This window comes from Devosia aquimaris (genome assembly GCF_020169335.1).
Lineage (GTDB): Bacteria > Pseudomonadota > Alphaproteobacteria > Rhizobiales > Devosiaceae > Devosia > Devosia aquimaris.
In genome coordinates this window covers 2,463,629-2,485,088 of record NZ_JAIEZN010000001.1, presented here as the reverse complement: position 1 = coordinate 2,485,088, position 21,460 = coordinate 2,463,629, and the positions used below count along the sequence as shown (strand labels likewise).

General features: G+C 64.1%; 24 protein-coding genes. 7 read left to right on the top strand and 17 right to left on the bottom strand.

The annotated features are described in order from the left end of the window. Positions 1-4 precede the first annotated feature (4 nt). Positions 5-469, bottom strand: coding sequence for a 5-(carboxyamino)imidazole ribonucleotide mutase (purE, locus tag K1177_RS11925; RefSeq protein ID WP_396120161.1), 465 nt, complete (start codon positions 467-469; stop codon positions 5-7). Positions 470-575: 106 nt separating this feature from the next. Next, positions 576-791 (bottom strand): YdcH family protein, encoded by a 216-nt coding sequence (locus tag K1177_RS11920; protein WP_137153106.1) that lies wholly within the window; start codon positions 789-791, stop codon positions 576-578. A gap of 153 nt (positions 792-944) precedes the next feature. Here K1177_RS11920 and K1177_RS11915 point away from each other — a divergent pair, with 153 nt between their 5' ends. Next, the gene (locus K1177_RS11915; RefSeq protein ID WP_224703507.1) at positions 945-1,118 is read left to right on the top strand and encodes a YdcH family protein; all 174 of its coding nucleotides are present in this window, start codon (positions 945-947) and stop codon (positions 1,116-1,118) included. A gap of 81 nt (positions 1,119-1,199) precedes the next feature. On the opposite strand, the gene K1177_RS11910 is transcribed toward K1177_RS11915, so the two are convergent. The 4 genes from K1177_RS11910 to K1177_RS11895 all read right to left on the bottom strand — a co-directional run bounded on the left by K1177_RS11910 (position 1,200) and on the right by K1177_RS11895 (position 5,751). Next, a complete protein-coding gene (locus K1177_RS11910) occupies positions 1,200-1,967 on the bottom strand; it encodes a sulfite exporter TauE/SafE family protein (RefSeq protein WP_224703506.1) in 768 nt (255 codons plus the stop codon). Positions 1,968-1,993: 26 nt separating this feature from the next. Continuing rightward, entirely contained in the window at positions 1,994-3,844 is a 1,851-nt protein-coding gene (locus K1177_RS11905; protein WP_224703505.1) for a monovalent cation:proton antiporter-2 (CPA2) family protein, read from the bottom strand. Between the two features lie 18 nt (positions 3,845-3,862). Beyond that, positions 3,863-4,594 carry a DUF1013 domain-containing protein gene (locus tag K1177_RS11900; RefSeq protein WP_224703504.1) on the bottom strand — a complete coding sequence of 244 codons (732 nt, stop codon included), beginning with the start codon at positions 4,592-4,594 and terminating at the stop codon, positions 3,863-3,865. Positions 4,595-4,737: 143 nt separating this feature from the next. Further along, positions 4,738-5,751, bottom strand: a complete 1,014-nt coding sequence (locus K1177_RS11895) for an NAD(P)H-quinone oxidoreductase (RefSeq protein WP_224703503.1) — start codon at positions 5,749-5,751, stop codon at positions 4,738-4,740. 82 nt (positions 5,752-5,833) lie between these two features. On the opposite strand from K1177_RS11895, the gene K1177_RS11890 reads away from it, so the two are divergent. Then, the gene (locus K1177_RS11890; RefSeq protein WP_224703502.1) at positions 5,834-6,016 is read left to right on the top strand and encodes a DUF1192 domain-containing protein; all 183 of its coding nucleotides are present in this window, start codon (positions 5,834-5,836) and stop codon (positions 6,014-6,016) included. A 596-nt stretch (positions 6,017-6,612) separates the two neighbouring features. After that, positions 6,613-7,122 (top strand): protease adaptor protein RcdA, encoded by a 510-nt coding sequence (gene rcdA / locus K1177_RS11885; protein ID WP_224703748.1) that lies wholly within the window; start codon positions 6,613-6,615, stop codon positions 7,120-7,122. A gap of 95 nt (positions 7,123-7,217) precedes the next feature. On the opposite strand, the gene rpmE is transcribed toward rcdA, so the two are convergent. Continuing rightward, positions 7,218-7,439: a 50S ribosomal protein L31 gene (gene rpmE / locus K1177_RS11880; protein ID WP_137153099.1), complete on the bottom strand. Its 222-nt coding sequence runs from the start codon at positions 7,437-7,439 to the stop codon at positions 7,218-7,220. Positions 7,440-7,663: 224 nt separating this feature from the next. Between rpmE and K1177_RS11875 the strand changes: the two genes are divergently transcribed. After that, complete coding sequence (locus K1177_RS11875; RefSeq protein ID WP_224703501.1) at positions 7,664-9,481, top strand: ABC transporter transmembrane domain-containing protein; 1,818 nt, start codon at positions 7,664-7,666, stop codon at positions 9,479-9,481. Positions 9,482-9,583: 102 nt separating this feature from the next. Here the strand turns inward: K1177_RS11875 and K1177_RS11870 are convergent, their stop codons facing one another. Beyond that, complete coding sequence (locus tag K1177_RS11870) at positions 9,584-10,609, bottom strand: peptidoglycan -binding protein (protein WP_224703500.1); 1,026 nt, start codon at positions 10,607-10,609, stop codon at positions 9,584-9,586. A 4-nt stretch (positions 10,610-10,613) separates the two neighbouring features. Next, positions 10,614-11,600 (bottom strand): flagellar motor protein MotA, encoded by a 987-nt coding sequence (locus K1177_RS11865; protein WP_224703499.1) that lies wholly within the window; start codon positions 11,598-11,600, stop codon positions 10,614-10,616. Between the two features lie 172 nt (positions 11,601-11,772). On the opposite strand from K1177_RS11865, the gene K1177_RS11860 reads away from it, so the two are divergent. Then, entirely contained in the window at positions 11,773-12,489 is a 717-nt protein-coding gene (locus K1177_RS11860; protein WP_224703498.1) for a DUF1868 domain-containing protein, read from the top strand. Between the two features lie 24 nt (positions 12,490-12,513). On the opposite strand, the gene K1177_RS11855 is transcribed toward K1177_RS11860, so the two are convergent. From K1177_RS11855 to K1177_RS11835, 5 genes are all read right to left on the bottom strand, one after another. Next, entirely contained in the window at positions 12,514-13,308 is a 795-nt protein-coding gene (locus tag K1177_RS11855) for an inositol monophosphatase family protein (protein WP_137153094.1), read from the bottom strand. Between the two features lie 2 nt (positions 13,309-13,310). Continuing rightward, positions 13,311-13,877, bottom strand: a complete 567-nt coding sequence (gene efp, locus K1177_RS11850; protein WP_224703497.1) for an elongation factor P — start codon at positions 13,875-13,877, stop codon at positions 13,311-13,313. A 120-nt stretch (positions 13,878-13,997) separates the two neighbouring features. Continuing rightward, positions 13,998-15,110, bottom strand: coding sequence for a tetratricopeptide repeat protein (locus K1177_RS11845; RefSeq protein WP_224703496.1), 1,113 nt, complete (start codon positions 15,108-15,110; stop codon positions 13,998-14,000). Then, the gene (locus K1177_RS11840) at positions 15,107-15,703 is read right to left on the bottom strand and encodes a thiamine phosphate synthase (RefSeq protein ID WP_224703495.1); all 597 of its coding nucleotides are present in this window, start codon (positions 15,701-15,703) and stop codon (positions 15,107-15,109) included. The genes K1177_RS11845 and K1177_RS11840 overlap by 4 nt, the downstream gene beginning before the upstream one ends. A 166-nt stretch (positions 15,704-15,869) precedes the next feature. Then, complete coding sequence (locus tag K1177_RS11835; RefSeq protein WP_224703494.1) at positions 15,870-16,898, bottom strand: class I fructose-bisphosphate aldolase; 1,029 nt, start codon at positions 16,896-16,898, stop codon at positions 15,870-15,872. 212 nt (positions 16,899-17,110) lie between these two features. Between K1177_RS11835 and K1177_RS11830 the strand changes: the two genes are divergently transcribed. Beyond that, positions 17,111-17,941, top strand: a complete 831-nt coding sequence (locus K1177_RS11830) for an aldo/keto reductase (RefSeq protein ID WP_224703493.1) — start codon at positions 17,111-17,113, stop codon at positions 17,939-17,941. A 110-nt stretch (positions 17,942-18,051) separates the two neighbouring features. Here the strand turns inward: K1177_RS11830 and K1177_RS11825 are convergent, their stop codons facing one another. Both K1177_RS11825 and K1177_RS11820 read right to left on the bottom strand, forming a co-directional pair. Then, positions 18,052-19,254 (bottom strand): phosphoglycerate kinase, encoded by a 1,203-nt coding sequence (locus K1177_RS11825; protein WP_224703492.1) that lies wholly within the window; start codon positions 19,252-19,254, stop codon positions 18,052-18,054. Positions 19,255-19,340: 86 nt separating this feature from the next. After that, on the bottom strand, positions 19,341-19,631 hold the full coding sequence (locus K1177_RS11820) for a hypothetical protein (RefSeq protein ID WP_224703491.1): 291 nt from the start codon (positions 19,629-19,631) through the stop codon (positions 19,341-19,343). 146 nt (positions 19,632-19,777) lie between these two features. Here K1177_RS11820 and K1177_RS11815 point away from each other — a divergent pair, with 146 nt between their 5' ends. Beyond that, positions 19,778-20,812, top strand: a complete 1,035-nt coding sequence (locus K1177_RS11815; protein ID WP_224703490.1) for a MerR family transcriptional regulator — start codon at positions 19,778-19,780, stop codon at positions 20,810-20,812. Here the strand turns inward: K1177_RS11815 and K1177_RS11810 are convergent, their stop codons facing one another. After that, complete coding sequence (locus K1177_RS11810) at positions 20,813-21,352, bottom strand: putative glycolipid-binding domain-containing protein (RefSeq protein ID WP_224703489.1); 540 nt, start codon at positions 21,350-21,352, stop codon at positions 20,813-20,815. Positions 21,353-21,460: the final 108 nt, after the last annotated feature.

Genomic DNA, 21,460 nt, shown 5'->3' with positions numbered 1-21,460 from the left:
GAGGCTACTCGGTGTCTGCGGGGAAGAGGGGGACGGCCTGGGTCTGGCGGGCACGATGGGCATCGAGCCGGTCGGCCAGTTCATCGTCGTAGAGCGCCAGAACGGCTGCGGCGAGCAGGGCGGCGTTGATGGCGCCGGGTTCACCGATGGCCAGCGTGCCGACCGGAATGCCACCGGGCATCTGGACGATGGAGAGCAGGCTGTCCTGCCCGTTCAGGGCCTTTGATCGCACCGGAACGCCAAACACCGGCAAGGGCGTCATGGCGGCAATCATGCCAGGCAGGTGGGCCGCTCCGCCGGCGCCGGCGATGATGACCTTGAAGCCCTCCATGCGGGCATTGGTAGAGAACTCGACCAGGCGCTCGGGCGTGCGATGCGCCGACACGATGCGCGCCTCGTATTCGATTTCGAGCGATTCAAGGGTTTCTGCGGCCAGCCGCATTGTGGGCCAGTCGGACTGGCTCCCCATGACGATGGCAACGAGCGGTTTGGTCAGCACGGCCGATTCCCCCATCGGTCTCAAGCAAAGCGCGGAACTAGCCCAATTGTCGCCACACATCAAGGCCGGGACGGCCTCAGGCGATGATGTCGGGCAGCAAATAATTCTCGAGCTGCACGATGCGATCCTTGAGCGCCAGCTTCCGCTTCTTGAGGCGCTGAATCAGCATGCGATCGGCAATGTGAGACTGGGTGAGCGTGTTGATGGCCGCGTCGAGATCGGCATGTTCCTGGCGTTTCGTCGCCAGTTCGAGACCAAAACTGGCTTCCTGTTCCTTGGTCAACGACAACATGGATCGGCACCTGCCCGACGGCTAAAACTCACCCTTGGTTAACCGATCAGACGGTGATTTGCACCAGATTTCAAACAGGGGTCCGAAGGGCAGTCGACAAGACGTGAATTTTTTGTGACGATGAGTCGTCCACAAAGCTTTCTAGGAGTTGTCATGACGACTGAAGGGCATATCGCGGCGCTCGAACGGCGCCATCAGGAGTTGGACCGCCAGATCCAGGCCGAGCTGCAGAGTACTCGAGCGGATGATCTGATGGTAAGCGCACTCAAGCGCAAGAAACTCGAAGTGAAGGACGAACTCTACAAGTTCTCTGCAATGACACAGTAATGCGGCGCAGTATTCCCCGGTAGGGATGAAGGGTCACGGCAGAAGCCGCGGCCCTTTTTTGTTGCCTCCGGCGCGCTTGGCTCAGAGCCCCCAGAAGACGCCTCGGGCACCATCCCAGACCAGCTTGAGCGCCAACAGGAACACCAGCCAGTAGGCGACGCGGTAGAACAGCGCCATGGAGATGCGGCGGACCAGGGCGATGCCGATGAAGACCCCGCCTATGCCCACCGGTATGAGCATTGCCGACAGGGTGAGGTTGTGGACGTTGAGCTGGCCGAGGAAAAAATAGGGGACCAGCTTGGCGGTGTTGACGATGGCGAAGAACACCGCGGTGGTGCCGGCATAGATGGCCGGTGGCAGGCGCTGGGGCAGCACGTAAATCTGGAACGGCGGGCCGCCAGTGTGGCTGATGAAGCTGGTGAAGCCCGAGAAGGCGCCCCAGAAAATGCCCCATGGGCGCGATGGCGGCAGGCCCTCAAGCTTCTTGCGCAGGGGCAGGATGGCATCGAGGATGAAGAGCAGGGTGACAATGCCGACGAAGAGCAGCACGGCGGAATCGGACACAAAAGCCCAGAGTACCCAACCGAGCAGGGTGCCGACGGCAGCGCCGGGCAGCATGATGGCAATGACGCGCCAGTCGATATCGCGGCGATAGGCAAAGACGGCAATCGCATCCATGGCCAGGAGCACCGGCAGCATCATGCCGGCAGCGTCGCGTGCGGGCATGACCAGGCTGAGCAGGGGCACGCCCACCATGCCCAGACTGCCCAGCAGACCGGCCTTGGACAGGCCGACAATCAGCACGGCGATCACGGCGACCGTGACGAAATAGGGATCAAGCATGGGCATGGAAAATAGTCCGGGAGGGTTCCGTACTATTCGGTACGCTTCGGCGGCGTATTGTCAACAGGCGGTTCGGGCCGATCGGCGCTCATGGCCTCGTTGAGCAGGCCCATGGCGTTGCGCACCATGCCGATATAGGCCGTTTCGTCGCCACGCACGAAAAAACTGTCCTGCAGCAACTGGTTGTCGTGGGTCTCGAAGGCCTCGGCCTGCCGGGCAGCCTCTTCGGGCGAGTGACCCAGGCGCACGAGCACCTTGGCGCCCAGGCTTATGGCAGACAGGAAGGTCTCGCGCTCAAAGACCTCGACGCCAAGCGCCATCAGTTCGTGGGCGTGGCCACGATCGACAGCGCGGGCGGCGATGTCAACATGGGGGAAATGGCGCCGCAGATTGCGGGCAATGGAGAGAATGCGATCCGCCCCGCCCACGGCGATCACCACCAGTTCGGCCTTGTCGACACCGGCGGCATGCAACAGGTCGAGGCGCGAGGCGTCGCCGTAGAAGACCTTGACGCCAAAGCGGCGCACCAGGGCGATCTGGGCGGCGTCGTCGTCGATCAGGGTCATCTCAAAGCCCTGGGAGCGCAGCATGCGCGTCACGATCTGCCCGAACCGGCCATAGCCCAGAACCACGATCTTGCGGTGTTCGTCGATGGTGTCACCCGGGCGCTGGCTGGCGCGACCATCCAGGCGGGGGGCGATCACCTTGTCAAAAAGCAGCAGGAGCAACGGCGTGGTAACCATCGAGAGGGCGACAGCGACGCTCATGGTCCCATATTGTTCAGCGGGGATGGCGCCTTCGGTGCGGGCGAGCTGCAGGACAACGAAGGCAAACTCGCCGGTCTGGCTGAGCAACATGGACATCAGCAGGCGATCGGCGAAGTGCATGCGGAACATGGAGGCGAGGGCAAACAGAATGCCCATCTTGACCACGACCAGCCCCATGACCAGCACGGCAATGCGCACCGGTTCGGTGGCCAGAACCGAGAAGTCGATCGACATGCCGACCGAGATGAAGAACAGGCCCAGCAGCAGGCCCTTGAAGGGCTGAAGATTGCTTTCCAGCTCGTGGCGATATTCGCTGTCGGCCAGAATGACGCCGCCAATGAAACCACCCAGAGCTGGTGACAGGCCGATCAGTTGGGTGACCATCGCGGCGCCAACGACCAGGGCCAATCCCATGGCGGTAAAGGCCTCGCGCACCTCGGTGCGGGCGACATAGCCCAGCAAAGGGCGCACTATATAGCGGCCGGCCAGCAGGGCGCCGACGAAGGCGCCCACAACCGAGAGCGGCATGATCCAGTCGACCGGGTTATCGAGCTTGCTCACGGCCTCGGTGACTTCGGCATCGATGGCGGCGCCACTGCTGGCGATAGCGAGGAGCGGAATGGCGGCCAGGATCGGAATGATGGCAACGTCCTGCACCAGCAGGATGGCCAGGCTTGCCCGGCCTGTGTCGGTGGTGGTGATGTCGCGCTGTTCGATGGTCTGCATGGCAATGGCCGTAGAGGACATGGCCAGGGCCAGACCAATGATGACCGCCACGTTCCAGGACAGGCCGCTCAGCGTCAGCGTGATGGCAATGACGGCGGCCGTGGCCACGACCTGGGTGACGCCCAGGCCAAGCACCTTGTGGCGCATGCGCCAGATTTCGCGGGGTTGCAGGTCGAGGCCGATCAGGAACAGCATCATGACGATGCCGAACTCGGCTATGTGACGGGTGGTATCGCTGTCCGAAACCAGACGCAGGCCATAGGGGCCAACCAGCACGCCGGCGGCCAGATAGCCCAGAACGGTGCCAAGACCGGCGGCCTTGGCGAGTGGCACCAGCGCGATACTGGCTGCCAGCAAGACGAAAATGGCCAGCAGGATGTTGTTTTCCATTCTGCTGACCTGATTCTTCTAGTTGTCGCTGTCGGCGTCGACGTTGAGGGACTTGAGCTTGGAGAAGACCGAGTCAGCGTCGAACTCGTCCTGCGCTTCAGCGGGACGATGATCATTGGCTGAGAACTCGCCGTCCTCGTCGGACTGGCCACGGGCGCCGGAGCGGGCCAGGGCCTCTTCGGCCGTCATCAGCAGCGTGCCTTCTTCGGCCTCGTCCACGCCCGGACCACCCTTGGATGCGCGCTTGACCTCAAGATCGAGATCGATCTGGCTGCAGAGGCCCAGGGTCACCGGGTCCATGGCGGCCAGGTTGGCGGCGTTCCAGTGGGTGGACTCGCGCACGGAGTCGATTGTGGACTTGGTGGTGCCGACCAGACGCATGATCTGGGCGTCCTTGAGCTCGGGATGGTTGCGCACAAGCCACTTGATTGCATTGGGGCGTTCGTTGCGGCGCGAGATCGGGGTGTAGCGCGGGCCCTTGCGCTTGGCAGCGGCAACACGAACCTTGGGCTCGCTCAGCTTGAGGCGATAGTTGGGATCGGCCTCGGCCTTCTCGATCTCTTCGCGGGTCAACTGGCCATTCTGGATGGGATTGACGCCCATGATGCCGCCGGCGACGTCGCCATCGGCAATGCCCTGAACTTCCAGCGGGTGAAGCGTGCAGAAGGCTGCGATCTGCTCGAACGACAGCGCAGTGTTGTCAACGAGCCAGACGGCGGTAGCCTTGGGCATCAACAGTGGCTGGGTCATGATAAATCTCTCCTGCAGGCGCGGCCGGTTTTCCTCCGGGCCGCTCCGCCTCTTTGCTTCATGCTGAGGGGGAACGCAGCCAATATATGGATTTCGCCCCCGATCCGCAATGGCAATGTCGGCTTTCCCCGGCTTGTGCGCCGCTAGAGCGTGGCGCCGAAGGGGGTGACCAGCACCAGCTTGCCCATGTGGCTGCGGGCTTCCATCGTCGCATGGGCCCGGTTGGCCGCATTGAACGGATAGGCGGTGACCAGCTGGCGGGTGAAGCCATGGCTGCTCAGAGCCGGCAGCAAGTGGCGGCGAATGTGACTGGCAATCGCGGCCTTGGTGGCCGAACTCTGCGGGCGCAGCGTGGACCCTGAGAGCGTCAGCTGGCGCGCCATGATGGTGCGTAACGACACTGGCGCCGTGGCGCCATCCAGGGTCGAGACCTGGACGATATGGCCACCCTGTGCCGAGGCGCGGATATTGTGTTCGGCCATGGCGCCACCGACGACGTCGACGACACGATCAACGCCCTTGCCAAGAGTGATCTCAAGGGCCCGTTCAGCCACATCTTCCTGCGTGTAGTCGATGGTCGCCATGGCGCCCAGGCTGCGCGCATAGTCGGCCTTGGCCGGCGAGGAGACGACCGCAATGCTCTGCGCCCCCAGAACGCTGGCGATCTGGATCGCGGCGCTGCCGATGCCGCCAGCCGCGCCATGCACCAGAACCGTCATGCCGGTTGAGAGGCCTGCCCGCATCACCAGGGTCTGGGTGATGGTGAACCAGGTCTCGGGAATGGCCGCTGCGTCGGTCAGCAACCAGCCGCTGGGCACCGGCAACACCTGACCGGCAGGCACGGCGACGAAATGCGCATAGCCGCCGCCATTGGTCAGCGCCATGACGCGCTCGCCGCGCTGAAAATTGGTGACGCCCTGGCCGAGTTCGACGACTTCGCCGCTGACTTCCAGCCCGGGGATGGGCGAAGCGCCTGGCGGCGGATCATAGTGACCGCGCCTTTGGGCCAGGTCGGGGCCGTTGACGCCAGCCGCGGCGACGCGAATCAGCACCTCGCCCGGGCCACACACGGGCATGGGCACCTGCTGAACCTGCAGGACATCCGGGCCTCCGGGGGTGGTGATGGCGATGGTTTGCATAGTCTGGGCGGTGCTCATCCTGTTATGCTGCTGCAAGCCGGATTGCTCTGCAAGTCCGGTTGGATAGACTGGCATGGATTGTACAGCGCGGAGACCAGGCATGGACGAGGACGAACGCAAGGCGCCCAAGACCCATGAGGTCGGCATGGTGATCGACACCATGTCAGTGGAGGAGTTGACGCAGCGCATTGGCCTGCTGGAAGCCGAGATCGACCGGCTCAGGGCCGCGATCGTGGCGCGCAATGCCACCCGTCAGGCAGCAGAGTCCATTTTCAAGCTCTAGGGCTGCGCAGTCGCTCCTGTACCGCAGTGGTTGCCGCTGGCTGCGGGGCAGACATCGGGCGGTCGGCGTGATGTCGCGCGGGCGCAGAGCCGTCGCGAGACCTGTTTGGCGATGCCGAAAGGGCAGGGCCCGCTGCGACCATAGCCATCAACAGGTTGGCAGCGACGCCGGCAGACAGATTGGCCATGAACGATCCCGCAGATGGTGAACAATGATGGGGCAGCCGCTGAACCGACTCGGATGCGGTGGCTGCGGCAATGGGCAATTTGTCGGCGGCGGACGAAACGGGGTCAACGCAATGCCAAACAGCAGGGTTAAGAAATCGACTCCTGTTAACGTGCAATTAATCTGTTTGCGGTAACTTCAAATTATTCAGATTTTTCTGGATTTTGCAGAGTGGTTTCTCCCTCTGTTTGACGCCTCCCTGTTAACTTCGAGAGCGGTTCTTACCGCTCTTTTTCTTTTTCAGGGCAGGGTCGGCCTTGCTCCTGCCAGGTTTTCAGTCTCTTTTCATCGTGTTGGCGACAGAGCGATGACGGCCGGTGGCATTTGGCCTATTATGGCGCCACAAGCTGGGAGAGAGTTGCTTGGCGGATGTGACAGAGACCGGATCGGCCATTGCTATTGGCCCACGCATCGTGGCGTCGGGCGGTTTTGACGCGCTTTATCGCGAAGGCATGACGCTGATCGAGGACGTGGCGACCTATTTGGACGCCGATGGCCGGGCAGATAGTCGCGTGCTGAGCCGCGAAGCTTCGTTTCTCTACGCCACCGAATCTATGCGCCTGACGACACGGCTGATGCAGCTGGCGTCCTGGCTGCTGTTGCAGCGTGCCGTCAACGAAGGCGAGATCACCAAAGAGAACGCCCGCTCCGAAAAGGAGAAGGTGAAGTTCTCGGCCACGCCATCGGAACGCGGTGGACCGGGCTATGAGCAACTGCCCGAGGCGCTTCGCAACTATATCGACAAGGGTGACCGACTGTTTGACCGCGTGATGCAGTTCGATACGCTCGAGCGCGGCAAGATGCCGGTGCTCGATGCGGGCACCGCCAATGGCATTGCCGATCAGCTTGCGCGGCTCAAGGCTGCTTTCGGCCGTCCCTGACGCTTCCAGACAGTTCTGCCCAGGTGTGGTGCACCATGGGCAACAAAAAACCCGGCGCAAAGGCCGGGTTCTTCGTAATTGGGTATCGGGTTGGCTTAGATGCCCAGGCCCTTGAAGCGCTCCTTGAAGCGCGAAACACGGCCGCCGCGGTCGAGCAGCTGGCCCGTGCCGCCGGTCCAGGCGGGGTGGGTCTTGGGATCAATGTCGAGCTGCAGCGTGTCGCCGGCCTTGCCGTAGGTCGAACGCGTCTCGTACTTGGTGCCATCGGTCATGACCACGGTGATGACGTGGTAGTCCGGGTGAGTGTCAGCCTTCATCGGTATCGCCTCAAATCAAACGGGCGCCGCAGCGCCCGGAGAGCATCAGAAATCTGTTGTTGGCGGCTTCATACAGAAAGCATGGCCACTCTGCAAGAGGACGGGCGCGGCAATTTCACGCCAGACAAAGCGGTTGCCCCAGGCGGGCGCTGTGCCTATATCCGGGGCGTGGCGCGGCCCGGCGGTTCCGGACCCCATGTCGACAAGAGTGGCGCAGCCCAACAATGACCGAACAAGCCGTTCCCGCGCAGGCTGAGCCTGACCAGACCGTCACCCAGCCAGCCCCGACCGTGCGCAAGCTGCAGCCCCTGCGCCGTTTGCTGCCGTTTATCCTGCGCTACCCGGTCCGCCTCGCGCTCACAATTGTCTTTCTTCTGATCTCGGCCGTGTCGTCGCTTTCCATTCCAGCCGTGCTGGGTGGGGCGATCGATGAGGGCTTTATCGAGCAAAATCTCGAAAATGTCGGCCGCTACGGCTGGCTGATCGTTGGCATCGCCGCCATCATGGCGGTGGCGAGCGGCGCGCGGTTCTATTTCATCTCGGTCATCGGCGAACGCGTGCTGGCCGATCTGCGCCAGGCCGTGTTTGTCCATCTGCTGCGGCTGGATGCCCACTACTTCGACACCAATCGCGTGGGCGAGCTGACCAGTCGCCTTAACGGCGATGTGGCGGTGATCCGCTCGGCCGTGGGATCGAGCTTCTCGCTGGCGCTGCGCTCCATGGTGACCATCATCGGCGCGCTGGTGATGATGTTTCTCACCAGCCCTGTGCTGACACTGGCCGTGGTGATCGCCGCGCCGGCGCTGCTGTTGCCGCTGATCGCCTTTTCGCGACGCCTGCGCGGCCTGTCGCGCAAGACGCAGGATGCGCTGGCCGATCTGTCGGCGATGGCGACCGAGATGCTGGGCGCCACGCGAACGGTCAAGGCGTTCACCCAGGAGGGCAACCAGGCCGACATCTATAATTCGCGCAGCGAAGACAGCTATCGCGCCGAAGTGCGCCGCCTGGGTGCTCGTTCTGTGCTGGTAGGCATGGTGATCTTCCTGGGCACGTCGGCCATCGTGTTCCTGGTCTGGTGGGGCGCTCGCTCTGTCTTTGCCGGCACCGTCACCGCCGGCCAGCTGACGCAGTTCCTGGTCTATGCGCTGATGGCCTCTGGCGCGCTGACCAATGTCAGCGAGGTCATGGGCATTCTGAACACTGTAGCGGGCGCCACCGAGCGGTTGACGGAAATCCTCGACACCGACGCCAGCATTACCGATCCAGCCGATCCGGTTGCCCTGCCTGTACCGGCGCTGGGCACGGTGGCGTTCGAGCATGTGGACTTCGGCTACCAGACCAGCGGCTATGAGCGCGTTCTGAACGATCTCAACTTCACCGTGGGGGCCGGCGAGACCGTGGCCTTGGTTGGTGCGTCGGGCTCGGGCAAATCCACCACGCTGTCGCTGTTGCAGCGCTTCTATGACGTGGCCGGTGGCAGCATCAAGGTGGATGGCGTCGACATTCGCAAGGTGCGGCTGGACGAGTTGCGGCAGCGTTTTGCCTATGTCGAACAGGAGCCGACGATTTTTGCCGGCACGATTGCCGACAATATCCGCTTCGGCAAGCCGGACGCGAGCTTCGAAGAGGTCGAGGCTGCTGCCAAGGCGGCCCTGGTGCACGACTTCGTGCTCGACCTGCCGCTGGGCTATGACGCGATCGTTGGCGAGCGCGGCGTGATGCTGTCGGGTGGGCAGAAGCAGCGCCTGGCGATCGCGCGGGCGATCCTGAAGAATGCGCCGATCCTGCTGCTCGACGAGGCGACCAGTGCGCTGGACGCCCAGAGCGAGCGGCTGGTGCAGACGGCTCTGGAATTCCTGATGCGCGGGCGCACCACGCTGGTGATTGCCCACCGCCTGGCCACGATCCGCGACGCCAACAAGATCCTGGTGCTGGATGCCGGCCATATCATCGACCAGGGCACGCATGACGAGCTGGTCGCCAAGGGCGGGCGCTATGCCGAGCTGGCGCGGTTGCAGTTCCGCATGGACGAAGCCGGGTAGGTCTGTGGCGCCCGGCGCTGGTCCGGGGGCTCGCAAGGCTCGACCCGCAATCGTCTCAAATCGCGCCGCCGGCGCGATGTGTCGGCGTTCCGCCGTCGCCGATCACCCCTCGGTCAGCTTGAACTCGATGCGGCGGTTGCGGCGATAGGCTTCCTCGGTCTCACCGGGATCGATGGGCGTGAATTCGCCGAAGCCGGCGGCGACCAGGCGATTAGGCGAGACGCCCTTGCTGACCAGATATTGCGCCACCGAGATGGCGCGGGCGGCGGACAGCTCCCAGTTGGACGGGAAGCGGGCATTGCTGATCGGGCGACTGTCGGTATGGCCGTCGATGCGCAGCACCCAGTTGATATCGGGCGGGATTTCGGTTTCGAGCTGCAGGATAGCATCGGCCAAGGCATCGAGCTCGGGCAGGCCACCAGCCTGCACATCGGCCTGGCCGGGGTCGAACAGCACTTCGGACTGGAAGACGAAGCGGTCGCCAACCACCCGTACATCGGCGCGGCCTTCCAGGATCTGGCGGAGGCGGCCAAAGAAGTCCGAGCGATAGCGGCTGAGGTCCTGCACGCGCTGTGCAAGCGCCACATTGAGGCGGCGGCCGAGGTCGGCAATCTGGGTGCGGGACTGGCTGTCCCGGCTCTCTGAGGCCTCGAGCGCGACTTCGAGCGCGTTGATCTGCGTGCGCAGCGCAGCCAGCTGCTGGTTGAGCAGCGCCACCTGAGCATTGGCCTCGTCGGAGAGCTCCTGGGCTGCGAGCAGATCGCCCTGGAGACCGGCAATGGTTGCGTCCTTGCCATCGAGCCCGGCGCCGATCCCGGCCAGCTGGCTGCTGAGGCTGGCATTTTCGGCCTGGGCATTGCCCAGGGTCGCGGTCAGGTTGGCAATCTGGCTGTTGAGATCGTCGGAATTGGCGCGCTCGAGCTGCAGCAGGTCGGTGAGTTCGGCGATCTGGCTGTTGAGGCGGGCAAGGGCGCTGTCGCGGCCCTGGATCTCCTGGCCGAGGAAGAACTGCGTCAGCATGAACAGGCTGAGCATGAAGATGATGACGAGCAGAAGGCTCGACAGGGCATCAACGAAACCAGGCCAGTAGTTGGCCTCAAGACGCCGACGGGAACGGGCTCCCGGCATGGGCCTAGTTCCGCCGCTCGTTGTCGCCCTGCGTCAGCACGGCGTCGATCAGTTCACGCAGCTTGCGGTTGGTCTCGCCCTGTTCGTCGATATGCTTGCGCAGGTCGTCCTGCTCGGTGCGGATGTGCTTGACCAGGCCGTCGATGCCCCTGGCCAGTTCGGCCATGGCGCGAATGGCGTTCTGGCTGGAATTCTGGTTCTGCATGGAACTGCCGAGCTTATCGAACATGGCCTGCATGTCCGGCCCGCCAGCATTGGCCTGCATGGCGCTGACCGGGTGGTCGAGCTCGGTCATGGAGGTCATCCAGTCTTCAAGGTCGGTGTAGAAGGCGTTCTGGGCCTGGCTGGTCTGCAGGTCGAGAAAACCCAGCACGAGCGAACCGGCCAGACCAAACAGCGAGGACGAGAAGGCCGTGCCCATGCCCGCCAGAGGTGCGGTGAGCCCCTCTTTCAGGTTGGAGAACAGGGCCGCCGAATCGCCGGCCGTGACATCGAGCTGGTTGATGACGCCGGCGACGGAGGTCACGGTCTGCAGCAGGCCGTAGAAGGTGCCCATCAGGCCCAGGAAGACCAGCAGGCCGGTCAGGTAGCGCGAGGTGTCCTTGGCTTCGTCGAGGCGATTGCCGACGCTGTCCAGAATGGAGCGCATGGAGGACGGGGTGATGACCGCCTCGCCGATGCGCTCGCGCAGGATGCCGGCAACGGGCGCCAGCAGAATGGGCGCACGGACATTGGTGGTGGTGCCATCCTGCAGCGAATTGACCCATTTCACCTCGGGGAACAGCCGCACGATCTGGCGGATGCTGAGGAAAATGCCGACCGCCAGGGCCAGAAAGATCATCGCGTTGATGAAGGGATTGGCCCAGAAAAACTCGATGACCGTGTTGAACAGGATCGCGGCGACCAGGAACACCAGCACCAGGAAAATCAGGATCTTGATCAGGTAAACGGTTGGACTGGCGAGGTGGTAGGGATCGTAGCCTTGCGTCATCTTTGCCTGAACCTTGCCCCGAACGCACAAATCACGCTGCAAGAGTAGTCAGACCGCTGGCCGGGAGCAATGCCAAAGGTTAATGCCTCCTGAAGGGGTGATGGCAGTGTCACGCAATCATCGTGCGGGCGGGGTATGGGGGCGCGTCGTTACCACTGCTGGAAAGCCTGCCATGCCTGCCGATACCCTGCTGCCTGCCGCCCGCTATGGCCGCCACATGAACCCCAATCCGCCGCGCCATCTGGGCACGCGCTACAACAGGGATGGCGTGTTTCTGCCCGAGCCGGGCAACACGGTGGTGTGTCATCTGGTTGAGGGGTCTGAGACCCAGAAGGCCCTGATTGATGCGCGGGCCCGGTATCAGGCGATGCCGGATGCGGCGTCGCTGGCCTTCACCCCGGTCGAGAGCTATCACATGACGCTGTTCCAGGGCATTCTGGAAGGACGCCGCACCTATCCCTACTGGCCGCGCGACATTGCCGGCGACACACCGATCCCCGTCATGACGGAACGGTTCCTGGAGCGGCTCGAGGGCTTTTCCGGTGGGCCGGCCTTCAAGGTTGCCGTGCAGGCGGCCCGGCCAACAGGTCTGCTGGTGGAGGGTGTCACGGCGGCTGACCGCCACGCCATGGCCAGCTGGCGCAACAATTTTGCCGAGGTGCTGGGCTATCAGCATCCCGACCACGACAGCTACGAATTCCACATCACCATGGCCTACATGATCGACTGGCTCGATGATGCTGCCGTGCCGGAATGGCAGGCGATGCTGGACGGTGTGCAGGCCGATATCGTGCGGCGTGCGCCGGTGATCGAGCTGCGGGCGCCGGCCTTCTGCAGCTTTGCCGACATGAACTGGTTTGAGGAACTGGCCGTATTCGCGCCCCGCTAGGGACGCGACCGGAACAGTCCGGCCCTAGTTGATGGGCCGGAGCTCCTTGAGCAGGGCGGCTTGCAGCGTCTCGTTGCCAGCCACGATCTGACCATTCCAGACCGAGCCGGTGGTGCCCGCAAAGTCGGACACGAAGCCACCGGCTTCCTTGACCATCAGCAGGCCGGGCGCCACGTCCCAGGGTGCCAAGCCGGCTTCCCAAAGGGCGTCATAGCGACCGCCGGCCAGCCAGGCCATGTCCATCGAGATCGACCCGGAACGGCGAATGCCGGCGACGGCGGGATTGATATGGGCGAGCTGGCGCAGCTGCAGGCTGTCATTGGCGGTGCCCTGGGTCTTGATGCCAGTGCAGACCACGGCATCGGCCAGGCTGCGGCGACCGGCAACGCGCAGGCGCTTGCGGTCATTAAGCCAGGTGCCGCCGCCCTTTTCGGCCGTGTAGAGCTCGTCGAGCACGGGATTGTAGATCACCGATGCAACAATCTCATTGGCGCGTTCAAGGGCGATCGCCACGGCGAACAGCGGAATGGAGTGCAGGAAATTGGTGGTGCCATCGAGCGGGTCGATGATCCAGCGATGCTGGCCATCGGTGCCGGCCACTTCACCACCCTCTTCCATCAGGAAGGCATAGGTCGGGCGGGCCTTCTGCAGCTCACCAAACACGATCTGCTCTGCGCGCAGGTCGGCCTTGGACACGAAGTCCGCCGGGCCCTTTCGGGAGACCTGGAGGTTTTCGACTTCCGAGAAGTCCTTGGTCAGGGATTTGCCGGCCTTGAGGGCGGCGCCAACCATGACATTGAGGATTGCTGAACGTGCCATGGTTAATCCGCCCGGCGCAGATAGGTGGTTTCGGTGGTGTCGACGACGATGCGCTCACCGACGGCGATAAAGGGCGGCACCATGACCTTGAGGCCGTTGGCGACCTTGGCAGGCTTGAACTGGTTGGACGCTGTCTGGCCCTTGGTGACCGGGTCGGCCTCGATGACCTCGAGAATGACGTTGGGCGGGAACTTGACGCCCAGGGGGGTGTCCTCGTGCATTTCGAGGGTGATCTTCATGCCGTCGGTCAGGAAGGCGGCGCGGTCGCCGACGAAGTCCTTGGCCAGTTCGACCTGCTCATAGCTTTCCTGGTCCATGAAGACCAGGTTTTCGCCCTGCTCGTAAAGGAAGGTGAAGTCGCGGAACTCGAGCTCGACCTGCTCGACCGTCTCGGCGGAGCGGAAGCGCTCGTTCAGCTTGGTGCCGGTCAGGATGGCCTTGAGCTCCACCTGGGCATAGGCGCCGCCCTTGCCGGGCTTGACGTGATCGACCTTGACGGCGACCCAGAGGCGGTCCTGGTGGTTGATGACGAAACCGGGGCGGATTTCGTTGCCGTTGATCTTGGCCATGGCGAGAGTGCTTTCGGTGCGCGAATTGTCAGGGCGGGCCCCGCATGCCGGATGCGGCTGGCCGACTATTGATTAGGCTGATGGGCGTGGCGGGCTTATTGCCCCAGAACGCCCGCCCAATCAAGGGTCTTGCGGCTGCGTGCCCTCTCCAGGGGGCGCCTCTTGCACCTCGGTCGGCGTTGGCAGGGTGTCACCGGTGCTGGCTGGAACGCTGGTGGTGGGGATTTCCAGAATGGTCTCTGCGGTCTCTGTGGTGGGCGGAGCCGACGGCCAGAACCGTGCCCGCTCCTCGGCTGCAGCCAGATCTTCGGGCGGAATGGAGATCAGCAGACTATCGAGCGTGGTGTCGTTGATGCCCTGGCGGCGCGCCAGTGCCCGCCACATGGCGGCCTCCTGCAGGTCAAGGGCCACGCCTTCGCCGACCGCCAGGAGCTTGGCATAGCGGTTCTGCGCCACGGCATTGCCGGCTTCGGCGGCGCGGCGATACCAGGCAGCAGCGCCCTCGATGTCCTTTGCCACGCCTTCGCCCATGTAAAGAAGGGTGGCGTAGTCGATCTGGGCGGCGACGAGGTTCTGCTCGGCAGCCTTGAGGATGTATTCTGCACCCAGAGCAGGGTCCGGAATGACCCCCGCGCCTTCGATCAGCATGGTGCCATAGTCGTACTCGGCCTCGGGCAGACCGGTATCGGCAGCTTCCTTCATCAGGCTGGCAGCCGTGGTCAGGCTGGGCGAGGCGTAGATACCCTCGATATGAAGAAGGGCCAAATTGTATTTTGCCGGCATATAGCCAGCGTCGGCGGCCTGGCTGAACAGGGCGGCGGCACGCGCGCGGTTCTTGGGTACGCCGGTGCCTTCCTCATACATCAGCGCCAGCTCGAACGTGGCCAGCATGTCGCCGTTGTTGGAGGCAAGCTGATACCAGCCGGCGGCGCGCTGGTCGTTCTGCACCACGCCAAGGCCCTTGGCATAGAGCTCGGCAATCAGGGTCTGTGCAGAGGCCTCGCCCTTTTCGGCGCGGGGCAGGGCGAGCTCCAGCGCCGTCAGGAAATAGCCGCGCTGGAACGCGCCAAAGGCGTCGTCGGTGGGAACCCGGGGGCCAAAGATCTGGTCGCTGATGACCTCGGCCGGCTCCGTGTCTGACGTGCTGGTCGGGGCTGGTGTTTCCTGTGCCCAGGTTGGCGTGACCAGCAGCAACGGGAACAGGGCCAGGGCAGTCCGGCGCAGACGGGTCATCTTGCACCCAGGGCGCTGACGATGGCCGTGGTGGCCGCGACCGGGTCGGCGGCCGTCCAGATGCTGGTGGAGAGCGCCAGGAACTCAGCACCACGTGGGTCGACCGAGGGGCCGGCGCCGGGGTCGCTGAGCACGGCGGGGATTTCGAAGGTGGCGGCCCACCATTCAGCAAGGTCCGCGCTGGCGGGGTCTGTCGCGCCGTCGAGCGGGCCAAAGAACACATAGTCGACGTCCATCTCGCCCATGGTCATGGCGTCATGGCGAGTGGCGGTGCGGCCAGCCCCAACGATGAAGCCGGGCTTGAGCGCGGCGATGGCGTTTTTGACCGCGGCAGCGCCTGTTGTGATGTGCACGCCATCGGCGCCGAGGCGGCGGGCGAGGGCCACGTCATCTTCCAGCAGCACCGCGCAGCCGGCGCCCTGGCCGATATTGATCAGGCGCTTGGCCAGAGCCTCATAGGCCGTCGCGTCCATGCTTGCACGGCGGACCAGCAGCGCGGCGAACTCGGCGACATTGAGCACGGCCATCAATCGAGCCGGGAAAGTCTCGACGTCGGCGGCAGCGGGGGTGATCAGGTAGATTTGGGGAGCCATGTGTCGGAAGCACTCAACGCGGTTGGTGTCTACATGTGTCGCGATTTGGGCGACAAAGAGGACAGTCTTCCAATAGGGGAAGGGGGACCGAGGCGCAAAACAAAACGCGCGCCGAGCCCGAAGGATCAGCGCGCGTTCTGGTGACGTTGGGACGTCGGACGCCGGATCAGGCTGCCTGGTCGAGCGCCCCATCCCATGTGCCCAGTGCGGCCAGGGAGTTCATGTGTGCGCGATGGGTGAAGGCGGCCTGCGCTGCAGGGAAGTTCTCGCGCCGTCCGGCCCAGGTGCGCAGGGCCACATTCTGCAAGGCGCGACCATAGGAGAAGGTCAAGGGCCAGGGCTTGCCCTGGATCTGGTTCATCGCCGACAGGTGAGCGGTGGCTTCTTCGTCGGTCTGCCCACCCGAGAGGAAGGCGATGCCCGGCACCGCGGCCGGCACATGTTCGCGGAGCACGGCGACGGTCCGCTTGGCGACCTCATCAAAGCCGGGACGCTCACGGGAATTGACGCCGGGCAATACCATGTTGGGCTTGAGCAGCATGCCGCCCAGATCGACACCGGCCAGGCGCAGTTCCTTGAAGGTGTTTTCGAGCACGTCTCCGGTGACGGCGGCGCAGCGTTCCATCGAATGGTTGCCGGGATCGCCATCGCCGACCACTTCGGGCTCGACCACGGGCACGATGCCGGCCTCCTGGCAGAGAATGGCATAGCGGGCCAGCGCATGGGCATTGGCGCGGATGTTGTTGCGGGTGGGGGCGACGTCGTTGATGGTGATGACAGCGCGCCATTTGGCAAAACCCGCGCCCAGTTCGGCATAGCGGTGCAGCCGCTGGCGCAGGCCATCGAGACCTTCGGTAATCTTCTCGCCATTATCGCCAGGCATCGGGAAGGCGCCACGGTCGACCTTTATGCCGGGAATGACATCGGCATCGGCAAGAATGGCGCGGAACGCGGTGCCGTCGGCAGCGTGCTGTTCGAGGGTTTCCTCGGTCAGGATGACGCCGGAGATATAGTTGGTCATGGCATCGGTGGAGCGGAACAGCATCTCGCGATAGTCGCGGCGCAGGTCCAGCGAATTGGGAAGATTGATCTTGGCGAAGCGCTTGGCGATGGTGCCTTCGGACTCATCGGCGGCCAGGATGCCCTTGCCGGGCTCCATCAGCTTCTGGGCAATGGAATTGAGCGATTTGGACACGGTGGCACCTCAGGAATTGAACCTGTCCCGAGATTAGACTTTCGTTTGCTGGGCTGCGATTAGACCTAGGGTTATTAGACAAAAGGCCTATCTTGTATGGAAGAATGTCGCGCGTTTTGACGGGAGGACTTGGTTCTGCGGCGATGCTGGCATAACCTTGAGTTCTCGATCCGGCGCTTGGCGTCCCTTCCACTCACCACCAGGATAGCAAGATGAGCACGCAACCCCACGTGAGCTTCAACGATGGCCGTTCGATCCCGCAGATCGGGCTGGGCGTCTGGCAGACCCCCAATGATACTGCGGTCACGGCTGTCGATACGGCCCTCAAGGCTGGCTACCGGCATATCGACACGGCAGCGGTCTATCAGAACGAGGAGGGCGTGGGCGAAGGCCTGCGCGTTTCGGGTGTGCCGCGCGGCGAGATCTTTCTCACCACCAAGGTGTGGAACGATGATCAGGGATATGACGAGACGCTGCGCGCAATGGATGCGAGCCTGAAGCGGCTTGGCACCAGCTATGTCGATCTCTACCTCATCCACTGGCCGTCAGCCTATCGCGGCAAGTTCGTCGACACCTGGAAAGCGCTGATCCGGCTGCGCGAAGAAGGCAAGGCGCTCTCGATCGGGGTGTCCAATTTCGAGGGCGACTACATCGAAGAGATCGTGGCCGCCACCGGCGTGACGCCGGTGATCAACCAGATCCAGCTCCATCCCCGGTTTCAGCAGCGGGCAATGCGGCTCAAGCACGAAAAGCTGGGCGTGGTGACCGAGAGCTGGAGCCCGCTAGGCCAGGGCAAGCTGCTGGACGATCCGGTGGTGGCCAATATCGCTGCCCGGCACGGCAAGAGCGCGGCGCAGGTGATCATCCGCTGGCATATCGAAATGGGGTTGGTGGTGATCCCCAAGTCAGTCACACCCAGCCGGATCGTCGAGAATTTCCAGGTGTTTGACTTCAGCCTCAGCGGCACCGACATGGCGGCGATTGCCGGGCTGGATGATCCACAGGGCCGCCTGGGCTCCGATCCGCTGACGGCAAGGTTCTAGGTCGTTTCACGCCCAGATGACGCCGTTCCCGGGCCCCTCCCCCTTGGGGGAGGGACCCAAAGGCGTCGCCGACACCACAAAGGCCACGGGCGACGCCAGGGTGACGGGCGCTACTTCTTGAGCGCGTCGACGCCGGGGAGGGGCTTGCCCTCCATCCATTCGAGGAAGGCGCCGCCGGCGGTTGAGACATAGGTCAGGGCGTCCTTGACCCCGGCATGGGCGAGGGCGGAAACGGTGTCGCCGCCACCGGCGACCGAGACCAGCTTGCCATCATGGGTGCGCTTGGCGACGTGCTTGGCCAAGGCGACGGTGCCGGCGTCGAAGGGGTTCATTTCGAAGGCGCCGACGGGGCCGTTCCAGACCACAGTATTGGCATCGTCGATGGCGCCCATGATGCGCTCTATGGAGGAGGGGCCGATGTCCAGGATCATGCCGTCGGGGTCGATGGCGTCAACGCCATAAAGGCGGGTGGGGGTATCGGCCTTGAAGTGCCAGGCGACAACGGCGTCGATGGGCAGGATGATGGCGCAGCCGCTGTCGACAGCCTTTTCCATGATGCGGATGGCGGTCTCGGCCAGATCCTTTTCGCAGAGCGACTTGCCGATGTTGACGCCCTGGGCGTGCAGGAAGGTATTGGCCATGCCGCCGCCGATGACGAGGCCATCGACCTTGGTGACGAGGTTTTCCAGCAGGTCGATCTTGGACGAGACCTTGGCGCCGCCGACGATGGCGACGACGGGCTTCTTGGGGGCGCCCAGGCCGGCTTCGAGTGCTTCCAGCTCGGCCTGCATGGCCAGACCCGCGGCGGCCGGCAGCAGATGGGCCAGGGCTTCCGTGGAGGCATGGGCGCGGTGGGCGGCCGAGAAGGCGTCGTTGACATACACGTCGCCGAGGCTCGCCATGCGCTTGGCTAGTTCGACGTCATTGGCTTCTTCGCCGGGATGGAAACGGGTGTTCTCCAGCACGAGGACCGAGCCGGCGGGCGCGGCGTCGATGGCCTTCTGCGCGGCCGAGACATCGGTCCAGTCGGTGGCGACAAAGCCGACGGGATGGCCGGTCTGGTCGGCGACGGCGGCACAGACCTGTTCAAGCGAGAAAGCGGCGTCGACCTTGCCCTTGGGGCGGCCGAAATGGCTCAGCAGGATGGCCTTGCCGTCATGCTTGACGATTTCGCGGATGGTGGGGACGAGACGTTCGATCCGGGTGGCATCTGTGACCTGGCCATCGGCAACCGGGACGTTGAGGTCGGCCCTGAGCAGGACGCGCTTGTTGGTGAGATCGAGCTCGTCGAGGGTCTTGAACGTGGCGCTCATGGGTCGTGCCTCCCGGTGAAAGATTTGCCGTGGCGTAGCAGAGCGGCGCCGAAGGGGGAAGGCAAGTGTTTCAAAAAAGCAGGTGATCAGACAGGCAGCAGGGTCGCGCGAAGCGCATGGCCGATGAGGAACAGCGGCAGGGCCAGCAGGCTGTGGCCGAGCAGTTTGGCCAGGTCATCGACCAGCACATGGCGGGCGAAGCCATCGCTGGGCCAGGCGGCCAATCCCACCCGACGGCGAATCTGGCGATCGCGCAACAGGACGACCAGAGCGGTGAGCGCGGGCGGGACAGCAAGAAGGCCCGGCTGATCGCCGAGGCCGAGCAAGACTGGCGCCATGGGCAGTCCGGCCATGATGCGGCGGGTGAGGTGGAACATGATGTTGCCCCCAACGACATGAACGGCTCGATTTCTAGGGTGATTTGATGACCTGGCCATGACAGGCCGATTTCCCGCAATCGGGCTTGACCCCGCCCTTGGGGCAGGCCGGATAAGGCTGGCGAACAACACCAGAGAGGTGAGTCGTGAAGCCGACCCAACGCAGTCTCAAACACGCCGACGCCGCCCGCATGCTGGGCATATCCAGCAAGGCGCTGCGCCTATACGAAGATCGTGGCCTGGTGGTGCCAGGCCGTACGGCCGCCGGCTGGCGGGTCTATGGCCCGGCAGAACTGGCGCGGGCAGAAGATGTGGTGGCGCTGCGCGCGCTGGGCCTGAGCCTGGGTGAAGTGGAGCGCGTGCTGGGCGGCGATGGTCGCGACCTTGGCGCTGCCCTTGCCAGCCAGCAGAGCGTGCTCGAGGCGCGCATGCAGGGGCTGGGGGTGGCGCTGGCGCGGGTGCGCGAGCTGCGTGGCGGACTGGCCCGTGGCGCCGCGCCGGACATGGCATTGCTGCGCCGCCTGGATGGCGGTGCGCAGGGGCCGTCGGTAGCGTTTGATCTGCCCTGGCCCTGGGGCGGGGAGCGGTTTGTGCTGCCGCAGCTGGCCCGACTGAGCTTCATCATCGGCCCCTTGGGGAGCGGCAAAACGCGGCTGTCGCAACGGCTGGCAGACGAGATCGAAGGCGGGCGATTCCTGGGGCTCGACCGCAATGACGATGGCGGCGCGGCAGCGCAGCAGCGGTTCGACGCAGAGCCGGACTTGCGCGAACGCATCCTGCGTGCCGAAGCCTGGCTGGCCGACGAGGGCGCAACGCCGGGGCCCGCCTTGCGCTCTCTGCTGGTGCATCTGGACGGTTCGCCCGGAGACACGGTGGTCGTCGACATGGTGGAGGAGGGGCTCGATGAAGCCACACAGATGGCGCTGATCGCCCATCTCCGCGCGAGCCTGGCCAGTCTGCCACGCCTGATGCTGATGACCCGATCGAGCGCTTTTCTCGACCTGGGCTCGGTGCGCGCAGACGAGGCCATCATCCTTTGCCCGGCCAACCACAGCCCACCCAGCCTTGTGGCACCCTATCCGGGTGCGCCGGGTTTTGAAGCGGTTGAGACCTGCCTGGCGCCGCCGGAGGTGCGTGCCCGCAGTGCCGGCATGCAGGTGGTGCTACCGGCAGGGGCCTGATCAGTCGGCGCGGGCGAAGAGGCCGGGATAGTCCAGCACCAGGCCATCGCTATCGACCTCGAGCTTGCGCTCAAAACTGCTCTCTACCGACTGATAGCGGAAATGGGTGTCGTCGAGACGGGTATAGATCTGCTCGTCCCGGCGGACCGCGAGCGTGTCGGTGTCGATCCAGGCCATGGCGAAGCGTTGCGGCTGGCCGACTACCCAGTCGCAGCGCCAGATCGGCAGCGAATTGGTGAGCGGGGTGGCCGAGATGTCGATATCGACGCAACCACGCAGGGCCGGAATGGGTTCGGCGCGGTCATCGGACCAGTTGGCCGCGCCGTCACAGAACAGTTCGAGCAGTTTGCCGTCGGTGCGCTCGATGCGCAGGGTTCGGACTCGGTCGGCCTCATCGAGCTTGATGCGGTAGAACAGGCCATAGTCTGGCGTGATCAGCGTGGAGCGGACGCGGGTGTCCCGTGGTGTGGCCACCACATGGGCATGCTCAATGCTCTGGGCTTCAAGGCTGCGCCAGCGAATGGATCGATCAAGGCTCATGGTTCGCGCCTGTCGTGAGGAGTGACGCCATCATTGCCAAAGCCGATGGCGCTGACAATCTCGGCCAGAAAAAAGGGCGCCCCATGGGACGCCCTTTTCCGATTGGTT

Coding starts and splice junctions, on each gene's coding strand:
- K1177_RS11900 (WP_224703504.1), bottom strand. CDS start 4,594: ATGACCCAGCCACTGTTGATGCCCAAGGCTACCGCCGTCTGGCTCGTT.
- K1177_RS11875 (WP_224703501.1), top strand. CDS start 7,664: ATGACCGAACAAGCCGTTCCCGCGCAGGCTGAGCCTGACCAGACCGTC.
- K1177_RS11820 (WP_224703491.1), bottom strand. CDS start 19,631: ATGTTCCACCTCACCCGCCGCATCATGGCCGGACTGCCCATGGCGCCA.
- K1177_RS11870 (WP_224703500.1), bottom strand. CDS start 10,609: ATGCCGGGAGCCCGTTCCCGTCGGCGTCTTGAGGCCAACTACTGGCCT.
- K1177_RS11915 (WP_224703507.1), top strand. CDS start 945: ATGACGACTGAAGGGCATATCGCGGCGCTCGAACGGCGCCATCAGGAG.
- purE (WP_396120161.1), bottom strand. CDS start 469: ATGGGGAGCCAGTCCGACTGGCCCACAATGCGGCTGGCCGCAGAAACC.
- K1177_RS11895 (WP_224703503.1), bottom strand. CDS start 5,751: ATGAGCACCGCCCAGACTATGCAAACCATCGCCATCACCACCCCCGGA.
- K1177_RS11905 (WP_224703505.1), bottom strand. CDS start 3,844: ATGGAAAACAACATCCTGCTGGCCATTTTCGTCTTGCTGGCAGCCAGT.
- efp (WP_224703497.1), bottom strand. CDS start 13,877: ATGGCCAAGATCAACGGCAACGAAATCCGCCCCGGTTTCGTCATCAAC.
- K1177_RS11845 (WP_224703496.1), bottom strand. CDS start 15,110: ATGACCCGTCTGCGCCGGACTGCCCTGGCCCTGTTCCCGTTGCTGCTG.
- K1177_RS11920 (WP_137153106.1), bottom strand. CDS start 791: ATGTTGTCGTTGACCAAGGAACAGGAAGCCAGTTTTGGTCTCGAACTG.
- K1177_RS11825 (WP_224703492.1), bottom strand. CDS start 19,254: ATGAGCGCCACGTTCAAGACCCTCGACGAGCTCGATCTCACCAACAAG.
- rpmE (WP_137153099.1), bottom strand. CDS start 7,439: ATGAAGGCTGACACTCACCCGGACTACCACGTCATCACCGTGGTCATG.
- K1177_RS11855 (WP_137153094.1), bottom strand. CDS start 13,308: ATGGCACGTTCAGCAATCCTCAATGTCATGGTTGGCGCCGCCCTCAAG.
- K1177_RS11810 (WP_224703489.1), bottom strand. CDS start 21,352: ATGAGCCTTGATCGATCCATTCGCTGGCGCAGCCTTGAAGCCCAGAGC.
- K1177_RS11840 (WP_224703495.1), bottom strand. CDS start 15,703: ATGGCTCCCCAAATCTACCTGATCACCCCCGCTGCCGCCGACGTCGAG.
- K1177_RS11910 (WP_224703506.1), bottom strand. CDS start 1,967: ATGCCCATGCTTGATCCCTATTTCGTCACGGTCGCCGTGATCGCCGTG.
- K1177_RS11865 (WP_224703499.1), bottom strand. CDS start 11,600: ATGACGCAAGGCTACGATCCCTACCACCTCGCCAGTCCAACCGTTTAC.
- K1177_RS11830 (WP_224703493.1), top strand. CDS start 17,111: ATGAGCACGCAACCCCACGTGAGCTTCAACGATGGCCGTTCGATCCCG.
- K1177_RS11890 (WP_224703502.1), top strand. CDS start 5,834: ATGGACGAGGACGAACGCAAGGCGCCCAAGACCCATGAGGTCGGCATG.
- K1177_RS11860 (WP_224703498.1), top strand. CDS start 11,773: ATGCCTGCCGATACCCTGCTGCCTGCCGCCCGCTATGGCCGCCACATG.